Source organism: Oceaniferula spumae (assembly GCF_042849255.1).
Lineage (GTDB): Bacteria > Verrucomicrobiota > Verrucomicrobiia > Verrucomicrobiales > Akkermansiaceae > Oceaniferula > Oceaniferula spumae.
In genome coordinates this window covers 2,034,264-2,055,485 of record NZ_AP026866.1, presented here as the reverse complement: position 1 = coordinate 2,055,485, position 21,222 = coordinate 2,034,264, and the positions used below count along the sequence as shown (strand labels likewise).

Genomic DNA, 21,222 nt, shown 5'->3' with positions numbered 1-21,222 from the left:
ATAACAGAATAGACAGGTGAAAAAAGCATAAAAAACGGACAGGCCGTTTCCAGCCTGTCCGCAATAACAGAGCAAAGTGCTGATTTAGAAATACATACGGAATGCTGCCCAACCGGTGTATCCCTCATAGACGTCTTGCGAACCGGAATCGAGGTCGTCGTATTCGACACCAAACATGACCTTGGCATTGTCCCCGCAGAGGTAGTAGTTCAGTCCGAGATAGGCGCTGTGGTGGTTGTCACCACGACCATTGGATAGATCGTTAGGCCCAGTGAAACCTAACGATTCTCCGGCCCGACGGCTGTAGCGTGAGGAGATCCGGAAACCCTCAGGTTGGCTGGACTCAGCATACTGATAGCGAAATACCGCCTCAAGACGATCTTCTACTAACCAGTAGCTGGGCAGAATGACCACTCCCCAGAAAGAGCCTTCACGCTCTGGCCTGCGCTCTAACCCATTGCTTTCCATGGAAAATTCCTTGCCGTTCTCGCCATAAATAACATCGGTCAACAGATCGAATCGACCCTTGCGTGTCTGGGTGCCGAACGAAACCGCCCAATCAGGATTGAATGCACCCTCACTCAGTGGATTATCGGTGGCGTTTTCTGATTCGTCTCCGTTGATGATCACACGGAGGTTGGCTTGTGCCTTGTCAAAGAATTTTGGATCTTCAGCTTTGTAGCCTAGGCGGAAGGTATAGAAATAATCATTGTCTCCTTTTACATCGGCGAACTCATCCTCGTCATCGCCAGAGTAGATACCTGCGGTTATTTCCCATGGTCCTTTTTCTAAGTCGATGGCAAATCCGGTGGAACTCGGTGGTGTGATGTAATCACTGAGTGACGAGCGCTCGACAGTTTTGATTTCGCGCGAGGAGATGTCCTTCTCAGCACTGGTAGTCACCTTGTGTTTGCCGATGCTGAAGTCCAGTTTGTCGAGCGATTTGATCTCGAAAGCTTCCTGCGCATCAAATGTTAGGGTGGCGGAGTAGATGTCGGCATACTCGATGTCGTGGTCGCTCTCCAGCCCGGTCGGGGCCAAGTCGTTCGCAAGATCGACGTCGGTTTCGAGTTTGAAGAAATTGAGGAATTTCATTTCGACCCCCAGACGAAAACGGCGGATTTCCTCCGTGTCGTAGCTGAGTCTGCGTATTCCACCTTCGTGTGATCCTTGGCCATCGACATAGGCATATTGCCAATGGAAACGACCGGTGATGGTAAATTCCTGAATAAACGGGTTATCGTCATTGTCGTATAATTTGCCCGGATCATCCTGCAGCCAAGAGCACCAGTTCCCATTGTTAGAGGGTTTGTCCGCTTTCGGAGCTTCGATGGCTTCACCGGCGATCGCTGGAAGCCCCGCGAGGGAGATCGCGCAGATGGAGGCTGCAGTTAATTTTTTTGGTATCATGGTAGTCTGGTATAACGGTGAAAGTGGGACATCAGTCGTCCACTATGACGGAGTTGAATAGCAGCTAAGGCGGAAGCATAAAGACAAAAAAGAGGCACGGTCTCGCGACCGTACCTCTCCGTTATGTTACCAGATAAACCAATAGGGGAGAACCCCCTGCTGATTAGAAATACATGCGGTATGCAGCCCACAGTGTAGTGGCGTCTGCGTCCTCATTCCCTACGTTGGGGGTGTCGAGGGTTTCGTATTCGACACCAACCATGATCTTGGAGTTGTGGCCACAGAGGAAGTAGTTCAGACCAGCGTAAATGCTGTGGTGAGAATCACCGCGGCCGCTGTTGACGGCACCATCGTTGTCAGCGCGGAAGTAGCGGCTGTTGGTGCGGATACCTTCGTTCTCGCTGGAGCCTTGATAGGCGTAGCGGGCGACAAACTCGAGTTTGTCCTCGATGATGTAGGTGGAAGGCATGATGACCACACCCCAGAAGCTACCAGAGCGCGACTTGCTGACGTAGTCAGTGTCACCGTTATCACCGTAGATACCGTTGACCATCAGGTTCCAGTTAGCGATTTGACGCTCGTAGGAAACAGAAGCTGCCCACTCGTAGCCTACACCCACTTCGTCATCGCCAGAGTTGTCTGCATCGAGGTTGTAGAAGAGGTCGAATACCAAGTTACCGCTACCTACCTTGTGCGCGGAGCTCAGGTAAAGTGCTGTTCCGTGATCCCAGTTGCCGATACCACTTGTGGAGTCCAGGCTGAGAAGACCGAAAGTTCCGCTCCAGTCACCGCGTTCGGCGGTCAGAGTAAGACCAGTGTAGCGGTTGGCGTAGATTTTGTTAGAAATCGCGGACCGTTCTACGGTTTTGATCTTCTTGGATGATGTGTGGGATTCGTGACCCATGGAGATCTTATGACGACCGTAAGACGCTGTCAGCGCATCGAGGCCTGCAAAGTTTTCCAGAGTGTAGGATAGCTTCAGTTCATCCCAGTCTTGGTATGCGAAGTCGCGTTCGCCACCAGAGTGACGGGCATCGCCGACAAGGTTCGCGCGGCCAAGCAGGGAGAAGTTGTTGAGGAATTTGATCTCAGTTCCCAGACGGAATCGGCGGATGGTGTCGAATCCTTCGGAGAAATCATCTCCGTCGTTACCTTGACCGTCGATGTGGGCATACTGGGCCTGAAAACGGCCAAAAATTTTCATCTCTTGGATAAATGCAGCATCTTTGTTCGAGTAGAATTTTCCGAAGTCCTGGAGGCTCGTGCACCAGTCGCCATTGGAGGACGGAGGTGTCACGGACACGGGAGCGGGTGGTCCGGCGAGTGCTGGGAATGCAGCGCCGAATGTGGCAAGGGCAGCAGCAGTTGTTAGTTTGAGTTGTGTTGTCATAGTTGTTCGGTTGTTAGTGTAACTAATTGTAATAGGTAGAAAGCACCGTGCTCGGAATCGGTCCGGTGTCAGTCACGACGGGAATCAAGCAGAACAAACATCCAACGCGGAGTGGCATTGGGTAGCGATTTCGTCACAAAGGCATCTTGATGGAATCAATAGATCCCAAGAGCCTGTTTCAAGCAGGCGATGGCAAACTGCCGTTTCCCTTGAGTGGGGCGGTTGGGTGAATAGAGTGACCATTCACGCATCGAGCCTTCTTTGGAGAGTTTCTCAGTAGGATTCACCATGCTGGCATTTTCACAAATTCTCAGCATCGGAAGGTCAGCGTGGCTGTCTGAAAAGCCATGGCTGTTAGGTAAAGTGTCGCCGGATTCGGGATCGAATCCTTCAGGAAGCACGGCGCGCATTTTTTCCAGTTTGTTAGCTCCTTTGTTGTTTCCACCGAGGATGTCTGGGAACAATTTGACGCCGCCTGTCATATCCACCTCGGTGCCGAAGCAATGATCGAAACCAAGTCTCTGAGCGATCGGTTTCACCCAGATCTCAGGGCTCGCGGAACTGAGAACCATCAATCGTCCCGACTCTTTTTGTTCCCTAACAACTTCGAGCATTTCAGGATAAAATCCATCGGGCATGATTTCCGATACAAATTCCGCACCTAGTTTTTCAATTTTCTCCTGATCGAGCCCCCAGAGGTAGTTGAGGAACACCCGCTTCATTCCTTCAGATCCGAGAATTTTTGTTAGGGGGAGAAATGGAACGAGTATGAGTAGATAAAACCTCCTCCACGGCATGCGTTTGAGCACGAAATTGCAGAACAGGAGTTGGGTGTCCCAAGGGATCAGAGTCTGATCGAGATCGAAGAGAGCGTAGCCTCGCTGGGATTCTTGGGCGTTCACGATGATAGCTTATTCGGCAAGGGTGAAAACGAGACGGTAAAAGGCACGATCACCTGTGAGAGCACTGTTGGCACGGATGGATACAGTGTCTAACAAATTATCCGTGGTGCGAGATATGACGGTGTATGGAACACTGGTCCAAGGATCTGTTATTCCTAAGTCTGTGCTGCGCTGCATTTGAGTAGTGATGCCTTTGAGGTTGTTGACGATGGGATAGCTGAATACAGCAAAACCGCTGGTCGTCGTCATGGTAACTGGATCGGTGTGATTCTGGTCTATCGTCAGGCCGTGAATGTATAATCTCAGATTGGAAATGCCGTCGTGGTTAGGGTCTTCGTCAGGGCCGCTCACCGAGGGGTCAGCTGCATCTGCTTCGTTGAAGTTTGTTTCTTTCCAGAGAGAGTAGGGCTGAAGCACTTTGATTGTGAAATGGTCGGCTACAACATTTCCCACAGAATCTGTGGCGGACACAGTGATCGTACTGACACCCGATGAATCGGAAGGATAGCTCAATTGCAGCTGGTTCGTGGCAGAGAGTGTGGTCGTAACCACACTGGGATCCGTGTTGTCGACGGTGTAGGTGAGTGTGGTGGATTCTCCGGCTTCTCCTGCAGGAAGAGGTGCAAGTGTCACTGTGGGAAAGAGGATGAGATCCGTGTGCTGAATGGAGGCAGAGCCATCAAAACTGGCAATCAATGGGAGGTTGGAAAAAGCCCCCCCTGCATTCCAGATGGGAAATTGCACCGGATCGCCGAAATTGTTGGCCGTCGCCATCGTGCCCTTGGTCACTCGCCCGAAAACGGTGAAACCTCCGTTCTGATTGTCCAGATTCGCGGAGTTATCACCGAGGCTGACAAACCACTGGCTGGTGGCGCTATTTGGATCGCCTCCGTTTTTGGCCATCGAGATAGTACCAAGGGTATTGGAAACCCCAAACTCATTGGTGATCGCCGGGTCAGTGGGAACGCTGCCAACCGACAAGGCATCATTCGGATTGGTGTTTCTAAATCCGCCGCCTTGGATCACAAATCCGGGCACTGAGCGGTGGATAAACGAGTGATCGTAATCGCCGTCCGTAACGTATTGCAGGAAATTCGTGCGAGTGATTGGAGTCCGATTGCTAAACAGCGCGAAGTCCATCACCGCGGCCCCGTTCGAGGCTTGCGATGTAAAACGCACCACTTGATCGTCGATTTCCTCCGTGCCAAATAGTGATGGCACATCAATGCTCTGGGCCGTTGCGTTGATGTCCAGCACTTGGTCAGGCAGGGTGGCATTAAGCACGGGCAATACCTTCGGAGCTGCAGTGAGGACCAATGGAAACGCTAAGCTAAGTGTGTGAATCGTAAAAAACCGTCTCATGAAAAATGCGCCGCAGTGTGTGGAACAATGGGCTGGCTGACAAGGAGAACATCAGACGAGGCGATGGGACGATGTTGGAGTAGTTTTACTTGATCGGCTCCTTTTCTGGGCTAGAAGTGCCGCAATGAGTCGTCGCTTGCTTAAGTTTGTCACTATTCTGGTCGGGTTGACCGGGCTGGTGCGTGCTCAGGAAGCAGATGGACTGCTGGCCGATATCGTTACTAGCACGGGGCAGAATTTCACCATTGAGCTGCGCTACGATGCAGCACCTCGCACGGTGGCACATTTCATGCGCTTGGCGTCAGGAGATCAACCGTGGCTGGATCATGCCACAGGAAATGTGGTCAACGAGGTGCCCTATTTTACGGGATCGAAATTTCAGAAGTTTCTCAGTCAGAGCGGGCCGAATCGCGCTTACCTCCAGTTTGGTGAGAGAAAGGATCTTTTCGGAACGGAAGGGCCTGGATATGTGCTGCGAGACGAAATCCGTCGGTATGGAAACGGTAGCGGAGCGCTGATCTTACCTCATGCTGCCTACACCGTGACCATGGCGAACAATGGTCCACACAGTAGCGGAGGCCGGATCATCATCACGCTGGTCAACGACCCTCAGTTCGATGATGTGAACAGTGCTTTTGGTACCGTCAGGCAGCAATACTACACTTATAATAGTCAGGGACAGCCTACGGGCGTGACCAACGGTCGAATTGCTGTGGATAATATTTTTGGTTCATTCGGCCAGGTGTCGATCACTAGCATCTCCATTCGTAGGCGTGGAGTCGGGGCGAACGCTTTCGATGAAACTCAGCACTGGGGTGAACTTCCGACGATGGGTAAAGTGCCTATCACCTCAGTGACACACACACCCACGAATGTCATTTTACACCACGATAGCCAAGCCGGCGGTGTATACAGATCCTACGCCTCTCCAGATTTGTTTAACTGGTATTATGCCCCGTCATTCGACGTTTACCACGGCGTGGGTGTTGGTCCGTCATCGCCTATGTCACTCACCCACGGCGGAAGCCCGAGAGGTTTTTACCGGCTGACTGGCGTGTTTTACCCGGTGACCACTGCACCGCAAAATCTTTATGACTCGAGTATCTCGGTAGGTGTTGGAACCGTGGATAACGTCCGATTTGATTTTGATGCCAGCGGAACCCAGAGCATTTACACATTTCCCAATGGCGATTGGGGCGAGTTGATTTACGATTACACGGTGACGGGGCCATATACCGCGGAGCTCCACGTCACTACGCCAGGTCTTGCTGAGACAACCTACACTCTCTACTTTGGCGGAAAAAATCTCAATGTCAGCACCACGGAAAGGATGTCTGCGAAGATCAAGTATGCAGGGCAGGATGAGAAGGACTCCTTCTTCACGATTGGGCCTTCCGCGCTTTGATCCCTGTTAATCAGACGTGCTGTTTTGTTCTCCAGCCAGCTGCCAGAGTGCGGAGATGGCGGGTCGCTTGAGGTTTTTTTGCGTTGTGCAAAGCCCAACCACATAGGGTGAAAGAGCGGGGGCGTTCTCAATTTTCCGAACGTCCTTACGAAACGGACTACGCTCTAACACAAGCTCAGGCACGACGCCGATGCCACAGCCTAGCCGAACCATCGCCAGAATGCCCTCGTTGCCGGAGACCTCGGTGTTGATGTTTGGCAGGGTGTTGTTTTTCTTCAGCCATTGGTCGAGTCGCTTGCGTGAAAGTCCGCTGCGGGGAATGACGAGCGGTGCTTTCGCCAAATCGAGCTGGCCGTTGGATTGTGGCAAGTCTTTGAGTTTTTTTGGAGCGACAAATACCAGATCCGTCTGCGTGAGAGGCATAAACTCCAGTTGGTTATGTTGCTGATCAGGCAATGCCGCCACCGAGAGATCAATCTCTCCGGCTAATACCTGTTTGACGGATTCCTCCGCAGAACCGGTGCGGAGCTCAAGTTGCACATCAGGATAGGCGGAGCGGTAAGATTCTAACAGGTTTGGGAGCAGGCTGTAAACTGCGGTCACCGATGCGTAGATGGAGACTAGGCCCGAAACGGTATCAGTATCTTGGAATTGCTCACGGAAGCTGTCCCAGTCACGCACAGCTTGCACAGCGTAGGCTCGAAATTTTTCCCCGGCTGGCGTCAGGCTGACAGTGCGGTTATCGCGTAGAAACAGGGGCTGGCCGACGACTTCCTCGGTGCGCTGAATGCTACGCGTGAGGGCCGAGGGGCTCATGTTGCAGGCATGGGCGGCTTTGCCGAAATGTAACAGTTCGGCCAGTGTCAGGAAATTTTTCAGCTCATGCAGATTCAAAGCACGATTAGCCTATCGACATTTTCCCCGTTCGCAATCAAACATACAGCCAAGCATGAGTGACACACCAATCCTCAAGATGAGCCATGTTTCCGCACAGGGTAGCCGAACTGTGGCTGTGCCGGGGTTTGAAATCCTACCTGGTGAACAATGGGCGGTCATAGGCGGTAACGGATCGGGAAAGTCCACCTTCGCGATGATGTTGGCTGCGGGTAAGTATTGCCAGACTGCGCCTGAGAAGATCCTCACCGTTTCTTTTGAGGATGAACAAGGTTTGTTAGAGCGGGAAATTTATGAGGACGATAGTGAGTCGATGGATAAGATCGACCAAGGTCGCACCACCCATGAATTAATCACAGAGCTGCTGGAGCCCGGGGTTGGTCTCGACGAGATTATCAAAACCATGCAGCTGGATGCCTTTTTATACACCGGCTTCCGCATTCTCTCCACTGGCGAGCGCCGCCGGATGATGATTGCCCGCGCGCTGTCTCAGTCGCCCGATATGCTGGTGCTGGATGAGCCCTACGATGGACTCGACCACGTATTTGTATCTCATTTAAAAGAGGTCATCGCCCAGCTCAGCTTGGAAATTCCCGTGGTGCTGATCGTCAACCGTCTTTCCCACTTGGGCGATCACATCACCCATCTCGCCTGCCTGCATCAGATGAGTTTGGTGCTTTCCGGAGAGCGGGGGGAGGTGGAAAAAAGTCCTCTCTGGCAGCAACTGCAATCGATGCACACGGAGGAAAGGCCACTGCCATCCGCGCTGGAAGATGCCGAGCCGTATGAGCCCGTTGCCGGTCAGCCGATCATCGACATGCGCTCGGTGAATGTGGGTTATCACAACAAGGAAATCATCCGCAGTCTCGACTGGCAGATCATGCCTGGCGAGCATTGGAAAATCAGCGGTCCGAACGGCTCTGGAAAATCCACCTTGGTAAACCTCGTTTCCGGCGATCATCCGCAGTGTTACAGCAATGAGATTTACCTCTTTGGTGAGCAGCGCGGACAGGGGGAGTCGATCTGGGATATCAAGCGCCACATGGGCCTGATGTCGACGGCGCTGCACCAGCAATATCGTGTTAGAGTGCCCGCCCTGACGGTGTTGGTGTCGGGTTTTTTTGACAGCATAGGTATCTACCAGCCGGTCTCGCGCGAGCACAAACGCATCGGTAACGAATGGCTCAAGTTCTTGCAGCTGGATCACCATGCTAAGACGAATTTCCAGAATTTATCCTTCGGTCAGCAGCGCATGCTTCTCATCGCCCGCGCCCTGATCAAGCGGCCGCACCTGCTGATTCTCGACGAACCATGCCAAGGGCTCGACCCCATCAACCGCGCGCTGGTGATCCAGCTGATCAATCAGATCGCGCGCCGGAAGATCGCCCAAGTGCTCTACATTTCACACGACGCCGAGGATCATCTCGACTGCCTGACTCACGAGTTACGATTTGAGGAAATCCAGCCCCGTCCGGAGTCCGGGCCGGCCTACGCCATCTCCAAGGGTTCGATCTGATCTAAACGATTTGATCTTTGGCGAGGATGAGTTAGATGTCAGGAATGAAACTACACCGCCGAAAGTACTCGTTCGCCGCATTTTGCTCTCTGGGAGCCATCATGCTCTCCTCAACCGCCTCCGCTGAGCCGATGAAGGCTTCAGAAAATAAAGCATTGGCTGAAGAGTTAGGCTCGCTACACAATGCCAAGATCGCGATCAAAATGCCCGATGCGAAAAAGCAGCTGACGTTTTTTGCCGGTTCTATTTCCAAGGAAGACCAGGCCAAGGTAGTCCGTCTCGCGCCCAATGTCCGCATCATCACCGGCCTGTCACCTAAGCAGGCCCTCGACCGCGCAACCGAAGCGCACGGTGTGGATGCGCATCTAGCCACGCCTGAGTTTCTCGCCAAGGCGACCAACCTCCGCTGGGTGCAGGTGCCGAGCGCCGGGGTGGACCGCTACCTCGGAATCAAACCATTGATCGAGAATGACGACATCGTCATGACCAATGCCCGCGGTGTGCACGGACCAGCTATCGCCGATCACGCCATGGCAATGCTGCTCACTCTAACAAGGAATTTACAACACTACGCTGAAATGCAAAAGCAGGGTAAGTGGAACCGCCGAGGAGGTGGCACTAGCCAGTCGATCGCGCTTCAGGGCAAGACCATGCTCGTGGTCGGTCTGGGTGGGATCGGATCTGAAATCGCCCAGCGCGCCAATGGTTTTGGCATGAATGTCATCGGCACCCGTCGCAGCGACAAACCATCGCCTGACTACATCACCAAGGTTGGAAAACCGAAAGATCTCTTAGCGATGTTACCGGAGGCGGACGTGGTCGCGCTTGCCGTTCCGCTGACCGATGAAACCAAAGATCTGCTAGACGCCAAGGCATTCGCCGCCATGAAAAAGGGTGCCTATTTGATCAACATTGCCCGCGGTAAGGTCGTGAACACAGAAGCGATGATGCAGTCGCTGAAAAGCGGCAAACTCGCCGGTGCCTGTCTCGATGTCACCGATCCCGAGCCGCTGCTCGCTGATCATCCCCTGTGGAAACAGGCCAACGTGATCATCACCCCGCACATCGCATCGCGAGCCGAAGTCACCGACGAGCGTCGCTCCGCCCTCTTGGTGGAAAACCTCCGCCGCTTCGGTGCTGGCGAACCTCTGCTCAACTGCGTGGATAAAAAAGCCGGCTACTAGCGCACGCTTCTCAGGAAGAAATTAGTTCGACGCGGCAGCCTCAGCTGCCAGCTCGGCCTCAAAATCAGCTTCTTCTTTCGCTAGTGCTTCAGCGGCTTTTGCTCTGATAGCTTCCTCAGCGGCGGCTTCCTCGGCTGCCTGCTGAGCTGCGAGCTTTTCAGCCCTTGCTTCCTCTTTTGCCAGGCGCTTTTCCAGCTTCTTCTGTTCTCGCTCGTGGCGTTTCTGATCTTTGCTTGGTGTAAAGGCCATGGGTCAATTCGTTGTAGTGTTGTGACAGGGGAGCCCTGTTCGCTGCAGCAACGCTTTCGCCGCTGCGCGGCCCTCATAGGTTCCTATTGTCGCTTCAAACAAGAATAAACGAAGAATCAGCCAGAATAGTGATGAAGCGACTTGCACGGAGAACATGGATCTCGCGGTGGTAATGCCTCATTTCGACTGCATTTTTTATTCTGAATACACCGTTCCATTTCGAAAATCTGACGGGTTGTCAATGATGTCACTTTGAGTTACCAATGGCTCCTCTTGACCACTTCAGCCTCTATTAACACAGTCCCGGCCGCCACCTCCCGCGAGATTTCACGTCGTCGGACTTTTGCGATCATTTCCCACCCGGATGCGGGGAAAACAACACTCACCGAAAAGCTACTGCTTTATGGAGGAGCGATTGGTTTGGCGGGGAGCGTGACTTCAAAAAAAGAGCAGCAGTCTACCTCCAGTGACTGGATGGCGATGGAAAAAGAACGGGGGATTTCGGTTTCTTCCACCGTGCTTCAATTTGAATACAACGGTTGCTGCGTCAATCTGCTAGATACACCGGGTCACCATGATTTTTCTGAAGACACCTACCGCGTTCTTTCGGCAGTGGATGCCGCGGTGATGGTCATCGATGCCGGTAAAGGGATCGAGGCACAGACCTTGAAGCTGTTTGAGGTTTGTCGCAGACGAGGCGTGCCTATTTTTGTTTTCATCAACAAGATGGACCGACCATCACGTCCGCCTCTGGAGTTGATCGACGAGCTGGCAGATGTTCTAAAATTGGCACCCGCGCCAGTCAACTGGCCGCTCGGTGACGGACCTCGATTTCGAGGAGTGTATGATCGGAAAAAGGATGAAGTGCATCTGTTTGAACGAACCGCAGGAGGCGCGTTTAAAGCCCCGCTTGAAGTGGCCGGAATCGACGATGATAAAGTTCGTGAAGCTCTGAGCGATGATCTCTACGAGGCCGTAACTCAGGAAGTGGAATTGCTCGACGGCCTGACCGAACCTCTGGATCTTGATCAAGTTCTGGCCGGAAAACAGATGCCTATTTATTTCGGCAGTGCGATGAATAACTTCGGAGTTCAGAACATGCTGGAAAGCTTTCTGGAAATGGCACCACCTCCGACAGGTCGGGTGAGCGATGGAGAGATGGTCGATCCCAATACAAACAATTTCTCAGGGTTCGTTTTCAAAATCCAAGCCAACATGAATCCGCGACATCGAGACCGTGCGGTATTCATTCGCATCGTCTCCGGTGTCTTTGAAAGAGATATGCAGGTCATCGACCAGCGCACTGGCAAAAAAGTGAGGCTGGCGAATGCCCAGAAGCTCTTCGGTCAAGACCGCGAAACTCTCGATACGGCCTACGCCGGTGACATTCTTGCCCTCGTAGGAAACTATAACTTCCTCATCGGAGACACTCTAACAAGTGATCAGAGCGTCGTCTACAATGAGATGCCGCGTTTCACTCCAGAGTGTTTCACCTTCATCCGCAATAGCGATACGACACACATCAAGCGCTACCGCTCGGGCATCGAGCAGCTGATGAAAGAAGGTGTGGCTCAGGCATATTATGTGCACGGAAGTATCGAGCGAGTTCCGTTGTTAGGTGCGGTGGGGCCGCTTCAGTTCGAGGTCTTGCAAGCGCGTCTTGTTTCCGAATATCAAGTGGAAACCAGGCTTGAGCCTTCGCCTTGGTCTGTCGTTCAGTGGTTTGAGGAAAAAGAGCCAGATCCATTGAGGCGCGATCGTGATGCTCCCAAAGTGAAGCTACCCTCAGGCTGCTCCATCGCCCAAGACCAAGATGATCAATGGGTCGTTTTGCTAACGTCCAAATACATGGTCAGCGTGCTTCACGACGGAAATGAGCACCTGACATTCCGAGATCACGCAAACTGAATGAGTGGATCTCTTCTCTTATTGCATTGCAAACTGATGCTGCAATAAATGCACATGCCCATTCGCCCATGGTACTGGCCGGAGCGAGGACAGCCGGAACGGACTGAGCCTTTGACCTGGATTGTAAAAGATGTCATCGCCGCCTCTTGGTGGCCTGATCCTTATGTGTTCGACCTCTTTGATGAACAAGGCATCAAAGCCGTGGTCAATGTCTGTGAGTTTGATAACCGGCAAGATGTGCCGTCGCACCTAGCCTATCACTTCATCCATGTGCCTGATTATGGCGTGCCCACGCAGGAGCAGATCGAGCATTTTCTCAAGCTCATGGATAAACACCATGCCGCCGGCGAGCCAGCGGTGATTCACTGCGTGGCAGGCTGCGGTCGCACGGGGCAGTTCATCATCGCCTGGTGCGCCAAAGCAGGTTTTATTCCGGAGGGGATGGATCCGGTCGATTGGATTCGTTCCAAACGAAAATGCTGCCTCGAGACCGGTGCTCAAATGGAGTGCGCAAGGCGTCTAACCAAAAAATACCGCCCGGCAAAATCCTCGGATTGAAAAGGGGGCATCCATGAGATGACTCTGTCGCGAACAGCCCACGATCAGTGATGCCGATAGCGGAGACTGAGAACTAGCACACCACATGCGAGTATGGCGGTGATGCCGTTGGCGACGATGACAGGACGCGATCCACTGCCGAGTCCGTAGATCAGCCACAGCAGCACACCGAGCAAAAACACGCTGAACGCAGGAATTGATAGATCTTCTGCCTTCTTGGTTCGCCAGATCTTGATGACCTGCGGAAGGAAAGAGAATGAGGTCAGCGTGGCGGCGATGAAGCCGATCATTTCTATGTCGAGCATTGCTGCCCGACTACTCGCTGAACGAGCCCGCCACGTCAACTGCTCAATTTAATCCGACAGTTTATTGAGATACCAATTGAGCGTTCGGATGGCGCTCAGTGAAAATGGGCGCCATTTTGGTGTCGCGTTGGCCTACCGCTGACGGCGGAGGATGAGAGCGAGGCCGCCAAAGATTCCGAGAAGCGCTACGCTTGGCTCAGGAACCATAACGCCGGACAATGCGTAAACGCCGCTGTTGTTGCCTAACCATTCCAAGGTGACTGAAGTCACGTTACGACTGGAATCGACCGCAATATCGCGGTGGTATAGGCCAACTCCAGTTGTGGTAGCCGTTCCATTCCAAGTATTACCGCTATTCGAGCGAAAAGGTGTTGCGACGAGCCCTGGACCGCTTGTCGCGGTATAGAGGCCGAAAGAAAAGCTGCCAGTATCCGCCGCACCACTGTCATAATTCACGGTGTAATTCAACACTGAGGCAGCTGCATTTGAGTGACCCAATAACGACAGTGATGTGTATTGACCCGCCGTAGAGAGCGTCATCGTGCCTATTCTAGCACCCCCGTGGTGAACTCGCACATTCGCGGCCCCATCAGGAGCAAATTGAAAGTTGTATGTGTCAGCACCGTCAAGAACAGACAGCGCGCCGTCAGAGGCCAATCCGCCCGAAAGCGTCCCTCCACCCTGTGCAGCAATACCGTTTTCATAGAGAACCGCATTGGTGAAACCAAAATTTGATGTTGCTCCGGCGGCTCCGATCGCAGTTCCAGATCCGTGGATCACATCGCGGTCGAAGTAACCGGCCTCAATGGCGATGGGAGAATAGACTGCTGCAGAAGCAGAGGAAATGGTGGCGACTAGTGAGCCTAGGAAAATGCGTGTGAACTTGTGCATGCTGAAGATCTAGCGTTTTGCCCAATTTCACACAAGCCCAATTAAAAATTTCAGCGTGCCCACGTATAGGTCTGGAACGAGCGTGGATTGAGAATTTGCTCTGAATATTGGCAGAATAAATACAATCAACTGCGCAGGTGGAAGTATTGCTGTATACGCAATATGACATCGTAAATAAATCAATTTACGCAACGATGCATCTAGGCTTGAATGGGCGCGTCCAGAGACTATTTACCTCTCACCACTACCCATCATTATGAGTTCTAACTACTTCAACACACTCCCACTCCGCCGCCAGCTCGATGAGCTTGGCACCTGCCGCTTCATGGATGCTTCCGAATTCGCCGATGGCGTGGACGCAGCCAAGGGCAAGAAGATCGTCATCGTCGGTTGCGGCGCACAAGGTCTTAACCAGGGCCTCAACATGCGTGACAGCGGTCTCGACGTTTCCTACACCCTGCGCGGTGCTGCGATTGAGGAAAAACGTCAGTCGTTCCTGAACGCCAGCGAGAATGGTTTCGAAGTCGGCACTTACGAGGAAATGCTCCCTACCGCTGACATCGTGATGAACCTGACACCTGACAAGCAGCACACTGCTGTGGTCGCCTCTGTGATTCCCCACATGAAGGAAGGTGCTGTATTCTCATACGCACACGGTTTCAACATCGTGGAAGAAGGCGTGGAAATCCGCAAAGATCTCACTGTGATCATGGTGGCTCCTAAGTCCCCCGGTTCTGAGGTGCGCGAGGAATACAAGCGCGGTTTCGGTGTTCCTACCCTCATCGCCTGCCACGGCGAAAACGATCCTAACGGCGACGGACTGGAAATTGCCAAGGCTCTCTGCGTTGCCCAAGGCGGTCACCGTGCCGGCGTTCTCGAGTCTTCCTTCGTAGCCGAAGTGAAGTCCGATCTCATGGGCGAGCAGACTATCCTCTGCGGCCTTCTTCAAGCTGGCGCACTGCTTTGCTACGATAAGATGAAGAGCGAAGGCATCGACTCAGCCTGGGCCGTCAAGTTCATCCAATACGGTTGGGAAACCATTACCGAGGCTCTCAAGCACGGTGGTATCACCAACATGATGGATCGCCTTTCCAACCCAGCCAAGATCAAGGCCTTCGAACTCTCCGAGGACCTCAAGGAAATCATGCGTCCGCTTTTCGAGAAGCACATGGACGACATCATCGATGGCACCTTCTCCAGCACCATGATGGAAGACTGGGCCAACGACGACAAAAACCTCCTCACCTGGCGTAAGGAAACCGGCGAGACTGAATTTGAAAAAACCGAAGCCGCTGGTGACATCACCGAGCAAGAGTACTTCGACAAAGGTATCCTCATGGTCGCCATGGTGCGTGCCGGTGTAGAACTCGCTTTCGAAGCCATGGTGGAAGCCGGCATCGAGCCTGAGTCCGCTTACTACGAGTCACTTCACGAGACACCACTCATCGCCAACACCATCGCCCGTAAGAAGCTCTACGAAATGAACAGCATCATTTCCGACACTGCTGAATACGGCTGCTACCTCTTCGCCCACGCTGCGGTGCCACTTCTTGAAGACTTCATGAAGGACATCGACACCAGCGTCATCGGCAAAGGCCTCGAGATGGACGACAACGCCGTGGACAACCGCCTGCTGGTGGCTGTGAACGAAGAAATCCGCACCCACTGGGTGGAAGTCGTCGGAGAAGAACTCCGCGCCGCCATGGACGGAATGAAAGCGATCTAACGATCACTTCTGACACCAACAATATTTCAAAAGGGAGTCCGGTAACGGGCTCCCTTTTTTAGTAGGACAGCTTTACAAGCTGTCGGCAACCCTAGGGGTAATCATCCCCAGCACGATGGGTTCACAAAGCATGCCGACATCTTACAAAGCCGTCCTACCCTCCATCACCTCAGCGGAGATGGCTATGCCCGCTTTTTACGCTTTCCGAAAGCCCGCCGTTCCGCTTCCCTAACGTCATGGATTTGGAATCTCTCAAAGCGGCGCTGGCGGCTTCTCCTGACAATGTGCCTTTGCTGCTGATGGTGGCCAAGGCTTACGAGGATGAGTTTGAACTGGCAGAAGCTCGCAAGGCCTACGATCACGTGCTCAGTCTGGAGCCTGGGAATGCAGATGCCATGGTGCGCATCGCTCATCTCATCGATCTGGAGGGTCGCACTTCTGAGGCGGTCTTGCGTGTGGAAACGGTGACCCAGCAGTCGCCTGAATGCGCTGCTGCGTGGTTGTTGCTAGCCCGGCTACAACTTAAAGAGGGCGACGCGAAAGATGCTCGCACAAACTACGATCGTGCAGTGTCGCTGGATCCCAAGCTGGAAAATGACAACCTGCTCGACAAAATCATCCGAGCTGGTGGTACCGGCAAACGTGCAGCCATGACCAGTAGTGGTCAGCTGCACGAAGAACAATGGCAGGACGCTGATGAACTGGAGGGACTCGACGGAGTCGCTGCACGTGAGCTTGAGCTCGAATTCAAAATCAATACCGATGTTGCCTTCAAAGACGTCGGAGGCATGGAAAAAGTGAAGGAGGATATTCGCATGAAAATCATTCACCCGCTGAAAAATCCGGACCTGTTCAAGGCCTACGGAAAAAAGGCCGGCGGAGGTGTGCTGATGTACGGCCCACCTGGCTGCGGGAAAACTTTGCTCAGCCGGGCGACGGCGGGAGAGATCAAGGCGAACTTCTTTTCCATCGGTCTGCACCAAGTGTTAGACATGTATATCGGCGAAAGTGAGCACAAGCTGCACAAGATTTTTGAACTGGCACGGAAGTATGCTCCATCAGTTCTTTTCTTCGATGAAATCGATGCCCTCGCCGCTGATCGACGCGATCTCAAAGGCTCCGCTGGTAGAACGTTGATCAACCAGTTTCTCGCCGAACTCGATGGTGCTGAAGCTAACAATGACGGGGTGCTAGTGCTTGGCGCTACTAACGCCCCTTGGCATCTCGACAGTGCCTTTTTAAGGCCTGGTCGCTTTGACCGGCTCATCTTCGTGCCACCGCCAGACCAAGTGGCGCGCGAGGAAATCATCAAAATTCACTCCAAGGACAAACCTGTCGTATCTCTGGAAGAAAGTGTGCTGGCCAAGAAGACCGATGGTTTTTCCGGTGCCGATATCACGGCCGTATTCGATCATGCCACCGAGTCCAAGCTCGAAGAAGCGATGAAGAAAGGCAAGATCATCCCGATCACGGGTAAGGATCTGGTGAAGGCGACCAAGCAGGTGAAGCCGTCGACGCGCAAGTGGTTTGAAAGTGCCAAGAACTACGCGCTCTATGCCAATCAAAGCGGTTTCTACGATGATGTGTTAGAATTCATGGGGCTGAAGAAATGATCGAGGGCAAACTTCAACGTGCAGACCTCTTGCACGATCACCATCGATACGAGGAGGCCCTGGCTTTGCTTGACGAAGTGTTGCGCGAAGATCCTGACTGTGATCAGGCGCATTATCAGCGTGCATGGAATTTGTTAGAAATCCCAGGTCGAAAAAAAGAAGCACTGGATTCGATCAATGCAGCCATTGCGCTGGATCCGGAATTTGCCTATTACACGGCAATTAAGGCAGTCATCCTGACGAAGCTGGATCGTGATAAAGAGGCGCTGACCGTTGCAGAGGCAGCTATCGTGCAAGATCCTGACTTGGGAATCGCATGGGTGGCAAAGGCTTCCGCATACATGGGGATGAACCAATGGGCCAAGGGGGAAGAGGCTGCGCGGAAAGCGCTGGAATTGAACCCGGATGATACTTCAGCTGCTAATTTGCTCAGCCTGTTTCTCCGTTTGCAAGGTAAGCTGGATTCATCGCAAGAGTCCATTGAGCAGCGCTTGTCTGAGGATGCTGAAGATGCGTTCACTCATGCCAATGCCGGCTGGGTGGCGCTGCAGCGTGGTGACTACAAGAGAGCGGAGGAGCACTGCATGGAATCTCTGCGGATCGATCCAGAAATGGAATACGGTCGTGCTGGTTTGTTAGAATCCTACAAGGCGCGTTCTCTGTTTTACCGTCTCTATCTGAAGTGGGTCTTTTTCATTCAGAAATACTCGGAAAAAAGCCAGTGGATCATCATCATCGGTATCTACCTTGCGTTCCGTTTCTTGAGAGGTTTTCTCACCACTGTTCACCCGATCCTTGGTGCGGCCGTTGGCCTGCTGTTTATCTTCTTTGTCTTTGGTAGCTGGATTGCCAATGGTCTGGGCCACTTCATTATCCTCAAAGACCGAACTGCTCGCATGGCCTTGGTTCCTTCAGAAAAAAGAGATGCCTGGGCTGTCGGCGGAGTGCTTTGTCTGGGAATACTATTGGTGATCGCTGGCGTGACGGTGGGCCCACTCGGTTTAGCTATGGGTGGGGCATGTCTGATGCTCTCTGCGATCCCGGCCTCGCGGGTATTTTTGAACGGTTCACTGGTCGGACAACTGATCTTTGGCGGTGCTGCTCTGGTGGCCTACGGCTGTGCTGTGGGAGTCATGCTAACAGGGGAAGCCACTTATCTGAATGTCGCGGTGATCGTCTGTTTCATCAGCACATGGCTGGGCTTGGTCCCCAGTTTGAATAAAGATGCCGATTGATGTCCGAGGACTTTGCAGAACGTAAGGAACAGGTTTTCTATCATTGGTTAGAAGCCAGTCGTTACGATAAAGCGATCGAAGCTGGTCATCAGGCGATCGCTGAAAACCCGGAGGCGGATTATCTGCATGCATCGTTGGGCCACGCCTACCTCTGTGTCGAGGATATCAAAAGGGCAAAGCATCATCTGGAAACTTCATTGTCTCTTGATCCAGAGAACAGCTATGCCCGCAGCCTGTTAGCTTTGACTAACATGCGGAGTAACCTTTCGACTTTTTCCAAGGTCGAGCGGCAGGCGATAGAGACCCTCTCGATGGATCCCGATAATTTCTCTGCGTGGGAAATTCTTGCTCGTACCACAGTCGGCTACGATGAACGCTTTGCTCTGCAATGCTGCGATCGCCTGATACAGCTCTATCCTGACAATTCCTACTCGTATGTCACCAAGGCCCATATTTTACAGTGTCTTGAAAAACCGAGAACCTTAGAAGCCGGACAAATGTTAGGAAGTGCTCTGGTTCTGGCTCCTGATGACGCCTCTGTGCACTACTGGGCTGCCGAGCATTATTATGGCAAAGGTGGCGATAAGAAACGTGCAGAAGAACACCTGAAAACCTCTCTTCAAATTGACCCGACCGATCCGAGTGCTCGTGAACTAGCTGCCAAAAAATCCATCAGCAAAAACTGGTTATGCCGGCTGCTCACATCGCCATGGTATGTGTTTCGGGGCATTTACCGATTTCTTGAAGCTTGGATGGAATCGGTGATCTTCTATATCACTTGGCCGATAGCACTTTTTATCGGTGTGTTCACCTTAGGGTTTAACCTGGTCTGGCTGGTGACCTTATTTCCAGTTAGAAAATATTACGAGTGGCTGATCCTGAGGGCGGAGGAGTTACGCTGGAGTAGTAGGCTCACGTGGTTGCTTGGGCTGAAATTGTGGCAGCGTTGGCTGATCTGGTTCATAACATCGATCATCTATCTCACCTCCATAACCAGTTTATATTTCAATGGAGGCAGTGGTTATGTCGCGACTGCTTTCAGCTGGGCTTTCACTGGTATTTTCATCGGGTTGCTTGTTCTAGGTGTGTTTTACCCGATGTGGGAGAGTTGGCGCAAACGTCGTCTCCGCAAGCACATGCCGAAGTTGCCGATAGAGTAAATTCTACCTCGGTTCTCCTGATAGAATCGCTCTTGCACCAGCCATAAAACTCCTTAAATTCACGGCATGAAATTTGTGCCATCGATTTTAAGTTTGTTGGTTTTGGGCCTTGGAGCAGAATCTCGCGCCATGCAGCATGAGTGGCCCGTTTACCCTAGCTTCCGTGAATGGAAAGCTGCCTGTGCGAAAGTGCCGGACAACCGCAAGCTTAAGGGAGAACGGCCGGAGCTGGCACAGTTGCCGGTGCGAGATTTCTCGATGTTTGATGCCATGTTGAAGCGCTTCATCGCAGCTCACAAATCGGGAAAGTTAGGCCAATCCGAGCTGTGGCACGGGGCTGCGCCTGACTCTAAGATCTTTTTCGATGCTCCGCGCGGACCAGATCCAGAACGTGAAGACCCTTATTTCCCATTCGCGGAAAAGGTCGTATTGCAGCCAGATTCAAGGATCATCGTTCAGGGCGACTTGCACGGCGATATTCGCTCGTTAATCAAGTCGCTGGAGGACCTTCAAGAATCGGGCATCTTGCAGGGATTCAAAGTGGCTGATAAAAAAGCTCACTTGGTTTACACTGGTGATTTTGTTGATCGGGGGGCTTATGGCACCGAGGTCATTTACACCTTGTTCCGGTTAAAATTAGAAAATCCGGATAATGTTCATCTGGTGATGGGAAACCACGAGGACCTATGGCTTTTTTCCAGCTGGGGTTTCCTCGATGAGCTGAAGCACCGCTTTGGAAAGGACCTGAAATTGAGTAATCTGCTCAAGGCCTTCGACATGCTGCCGGTGGTGTTCTATGCCGGCACCAAAGGTGACTTCGTGCAGATGAACCACGGTGGGATCGAGCCGGGCTACGATCCACGGCCACTACTTGCCGCCGATGGTAATCACCGCTTCCAGCTACTGGGTGAACTGAAACGCGGCGATTTTCATCATCATCACGAAGAGTGGATTGAATCAAACGATGAGAACGACAAAATTTGTAGCAAGCACTTCATCAACTTCACACCCAAGACACCCACGGCACCAAGGGCGAATGGTTTCCTATGGCATGATTTCACGGTATTCGCCGAGGATCCTGACGTGGGCGTAGGCCGGGCATTGATCTTTGGCAGCAAGCCTACTGCAGTGTTACTAAAGGCATACAGCACCCCCGAACGTCGCTTGCGGGGAATCATCCGAGGACACCAGCATACGCCTACACCTAGTCCTATCATGCGCCGATTGGTCGCCTCTTCCGGAGCTTTTCGTCACTGGCAGAAGGGCGACTCCAAAAAGTATGAGGAAGTGCCAGCTGCCAAGCTCACGCCATACCTGGAGACAGTGCCTGAACGTGCGTTTCCTGATGGATCAGTCTGGACGTTCAACATCACGCCAGACGGACATTATGGAGTGAACAACGGCTTCGATTTCTCGACCTACGGGATTCTCACATTGCGCGAGGATTTCAAGGATTGGAAAATGAAGGTGGTTAGCCTGCCATGGTAGGACAACTTTTTAAGTTGTCGGCAACC

General features: G+C 52.6%; 18 protein-coding genes. 10 read left to right on the top strand and 8 right to left on the bottom strand.

Annotated features, from left to right (window positions below):
* Positions 1-84: 84 nt before the first annotated feature.
* The 4 genes from ACSPJT_RS08500 to ACSPJT_RS08485 form a co-directional block, all read right to left on the bottom strand.
* Complete coding sequence (locus ACSPJT_RS08500; protein ID WP_435895950.1) at positions 85-1,410, bottom strand: porin; 1,326 nt, start codon at positions 1,408-1,410, stop codon at positions 85-87.
* Between the two features lie 163 nt (positions 1,411-1,573).
* Entirely contained in the window at positions 1,574-2,800 is a 1,227-nt protein-coding gene (locus ACSPJT_RS08495) for a porin (RefSeq protein ID WP_435895949.1), read from the bottom strand.
* Between the two features lie 155 nt (positions 2,801-2,955).
* Positions 2,956-3,702, bottom strand: coding sequence for an HAD family hydrolase (locus tag ACSPJT_RS08490; protein ID WP_435895948.1), 747 nt, complete (start codon positions 3,700-3,702; stop codon positions 2,956-2,958).
* Between the two features lie 9 nt (positions 3,703-3,711).
* A complete protein-coding gene (locus ACSPJT_RS08485; RefSeq protein WP_435895947.1) occupies positions 3,712-5,064 on the bottom strand; it encodes a peptidylprolyl isomerase in 1,353 nt (450 codons plus the stop codon).
* A 124-nt stretch (positions 5,065-5,188) separates the two neighbouring features.
* On the opposite strand from ACSPJT_RS08485, the gene ACSPJT_RS08480 reads away from it, so the two are divergent.
* The gene (locus ACSPJT_RS08480) at positions 5,189-6,469 is read left to right on the top strand and encodes a peptidylprolyl isomerase (protein WP_435895946.1); all 1,281 of its coding nucleotides are present in this window, start codon (positions 5,189-5,191) and stop codon (positions 6,467-6,469) included.
* Between the two features lie 6 nt (positions 6,470-6,475).
* On the opposite strand, the gene ilvY is transcribed toward ACSPJT_RS08480, so the two are convergent.
* Positions 6,476-7,363, bottom strand: a complete 888-nt coding sequence (gene ilvY, locus ACSPJT_RS08475; protein WP_435895945.1) for an HTH-type transcriptional activator IlvY — start codon at positions 7,361-7,363, stop codon at positions 6,476-6,478.
* Between the two features lie 55 nt (positions 7,364-7,418).
* Here ilvY and modF point away from each other — a divergent pair, with 55 nt between their 5' ends.
* Positions 7,419-8,879: a molybdate ABC transporter ATP-binding protein ModF gene (gene modF, locus ACSPJT_RS08470; RefSeq protein ID WP_435895944.1), complete on the top strand. Its 1,461-nt coding sequence runs from the start codon at positions 7,419-7,421 to the stop codon at positions 8,877-8,879.
* A 44-nt stretch (positions 8,880-8,923) separates the two neighbouring features.
* Positions 8,924-10,063, top strand: coding sequence for a D-2-hydroxyacid dehydrogenase (locus ACSPJT_RS08465; protein WP_435895943.1), 1,140 nt, complete (start codon positions 8,924-8,926; stop codon positions 10,061-10,063).
* Between the two features lie 21 nt (positions 10,064-10,084).
* Here ACSPJT_RS08465 and ACSPJT_RS08460 read toward each other — a convergent pair whose 3' ends face one another.
* Positions 10,085-10,312: a hypothetical protein gene (locus ACSPJT_RS08460; protein ID WP_435895942.1), complete on the bottom strand. Its 228-nt coding sequence runs from the start codon at positions 10,310-10,312 to the stop codon at positions 10,085-10,087.
* 273 nt (positions 10,313-10,585) lie between these two features.
* On the opposite strand from ACSPJT_RS08460, the gene ACSPJT_RS08455 reads away from it, so the two are divergent.
* The gene (locus ACSPJT_RS08455; RefSeq protein WP_435895941.1) at positions 10,586-12,220 is read left to right on the top strand and encodes a peptide chain release factor 3; all 1,635 of its coding nucleotides are present in this window, start codon (positions 10,586-10,588) and stop codon (positions 12,218-12,220) included.
* Positions 12,221-12,274: 54 nt separating this feature from the next.
* A complete protein-coding gene (locus ACSPJT_RS08450) occupies positions 12,275-12,778 on the top strand; it encodes a protein-tyrosine phosphatase family protein (protein WP_435895940.1) in 504 nt (167 codons plus the stop codon).
* Between the two features lie 44 nt (positions 12,779-12,822).
* On the opposite strand, the gene ACSPJT_RS08445 is transcribed toward ACSPJT_RS08450, so the two are convergent.
* Positions 12,823-13,083 (bottom strand): SemiSWEET family sugar transporter, encoded by a 261-nt coding sequence (locus ACSPJT_RS08445; RefSeq protein WP_435895939.1) that lies wholly within the window; start codon positions 13,081-13,083, stop codon positions 12,823-12,825.
* A 132-nt stretch (positions 13,084-13,215) separates the two neighbouring features.
* A complete protein-coding gene (locus ACSPJT_RS08440) occupies positions 13,216-13,974 on the bottom strand; it encodes a hypothetical protein (protein ID WP_435895938.1) in 759 nt (252 codons plus the stop codon).
* A gap of 256 nt (positions 13,975-14,230) precedes the next feature.
* Here ACSPJT_RS08440 and ilvC point away from each other — a divergent pair, with 256 nt between their 5' ends.
* The 5 genes from ilvC to ACSPJT_RS08415 all read left to right on the top strand — a co-directional run bounded on the left by ilvC (position 14,231) and on the right by ACSPJT_RS08415 (position 21,196).
* The gene (gene ilvC / locus ACSPJT_RS08435; protein ID WP_435895937.1) at positions 14,231-15,700 is read left to right on the top strand and encodes a ketol-acid reductoisomerase; all 1,470 of its coding nucleotides are present in this window, start codon (positions 14,231-14,233) and stop codon (positions 15,698-15,700) included.
* A gap of 236 nt (positions 15,701-15,936) precedes the next feature.
* Positions 15,937-17,313, top strand: coding sequence for an AAA family ATPase (locus ACSPJT_RS08430; protein ID WP_435895936.1), 1,377 nt, complete (start codon positions 15,937-15,939; stop codon positions 17,311-17,313).
* Positions 17,310-18,548 carry a tetratricopeptide repeat protein gene (locus ACSPJT_RS08425; protein WP_435895935.1) on the top strand — a complete coding sequence of 413 codons (1,239 nt, stop codon included), beginning with the start codon at positions 17,310-17,312 and terminating at the stop codon, positions 18,546-18,548. Before ACSPJT_RS08430 ends, ACSPJT_RS08425 begins: the two co-directional genes overlap by 4 nt.
* Positions 18,548-19,708, top strand: a complete 1,161-nt coding sequence (locus tag ACSPJT_RS08420; RefSeq protein WP_435895934.1) for a tetratricopeptide repeat protein — start codon at positions 18,548-18,550, stop codon at positions 19,706-19,708. Before ACSPJT_RS08425 ends, ACSPJT_RS08420 begins: the two co-directional genes overlap by 1 nt.
* A 66-nt stretch (positions 19,709-19,774) precedes the next feature.
* On the top strand, positions 19,775-21,196 hold the full coding sequence (locus tag ACSPJT_RS08415; RefSeq protein ID WP_435895933.1) for a metallophosphoesterase family protein: 1,422 nt from the start codon (positions 19,775-19,777) through the stop codon (positions 21,194-21,196).
* Positions 21,197-21,222: the final 26 nt, after the last annotated feature.

What these genes read in the sequence shown, in the direction of transcription:
- ACSPJT_RS08460 (WP_435895942.1), bottom strand. Translation starts at nt 10,312, where the DNA reads ATGGCCTTTACACCAAGCAAAGATCAGAAACGCCACGAGCGAGAACAG.
- ACSPJT_RS08420 (WP_435895934.1), top strand. Translation starts at nt 18,548, where the DNA reads ATGTCCGAGGACTTTGCAGAACGTAAGGAACAGGTTTTCTATCATTGG.
- ACSPJT_RS08500 (WP_435895950.1), bottom strand. Translation starts at nt 1,410, where the DNA reads ATGATACCAAAAAAATTAACTGCAGCCTCCATCTGCGCGATCTCCCTC.
- ACSPJT_RS08485 (WP_435895947.1), bottom strand. Translation starts at nt 5,064, where the DNA reads ATGAGACGGTTTTTTACGATTCACACACTTAGCTTAGCGTTTCCATTG.
- ACSPJT_RS08430 (WP_435895936.1), top strand. Translation starts at nt 15,937, where the DNA reads ATGGATTTGGAATCTCTCAAAGCGGCGCTGGCGGCTTCTCCTGACAAT.
- ilvC (WP_435895937.1), top strand. Translation starts at nt 14,231, where the DNA reads ATGAGTTCTAACTACTTCAACACACTCCCACTCCGCCGCCAGCTCGAT.
- ACSPJT_RS08495 (WP_435895949.1), bottom strand. Translation starts at nt 2,800, where the DNA reads ATGACAACACAACTCAAACTAACAACTGCTGCTGCCCTTGCCACATTC.
- ACSPJT_RS08450 (WP_435895940.1), top strand. Translation starts at nt 12,275, where the DNA reads ATGCCCATTCGCCCATGGTACTGGCCGGAGCGAGGACAGCCGGAACGG.
- ACSPJT_RS08425 (WP_435895935.1), top strand. Translation starts at nt 17,310, where the DNA reads ATGATCGAGGGCAAACTTCAACGTGCAGACCTCTTGCACGATCACCAT.
- ACSPJT_RS08440 (WP_435895938.1), bottom strand. Translation starts at nt 13,974, where the DNA reads ATGCACAAGTTCACACGCATTTTCCTAGGCTCACTAGTCGCCACCATT.
- ACSPJT_RS08465 (WP_435895943.1), top strand. Translation starts at nt 8,924, where the DNA reads ATGAAACTACACCGCCGAAAGTACTCGTTCGCCGCATTTTGCTCTCTG.
- ACSPJT_RS08445 (WP_435895939.1), bottom strand. Translation starts at nt 13,083, where the DNA reads ATGCTCGACATAGAAATGATCGGCTTCATCGCCGCCACGCTGACCTCA.
- ACSPJT_RS08415 (WP_435895933.1), top strand. Translation starts at nt 19,775, where the DNA reads ATGAAATTTGTGCCATCGATTTTAAGTTTGTTGGTTTTGGGCCTTGGA.
- ACSPJT_RS08480 (WP_435895946.1), top strand. Translation starts at nt 5,189, where the DNA reads ATGAGTCGTCGCTTGCTTAAGTTTGTCACTATTCTGGTCGGGTTGACC.
- modF (WP_435895944.1), top strand. Translation starts at nt 7,419, where the DNA reads ATGAGTGACACACCAATCCTCAAGATGAGCCATGTTTCCGCACAGGGT.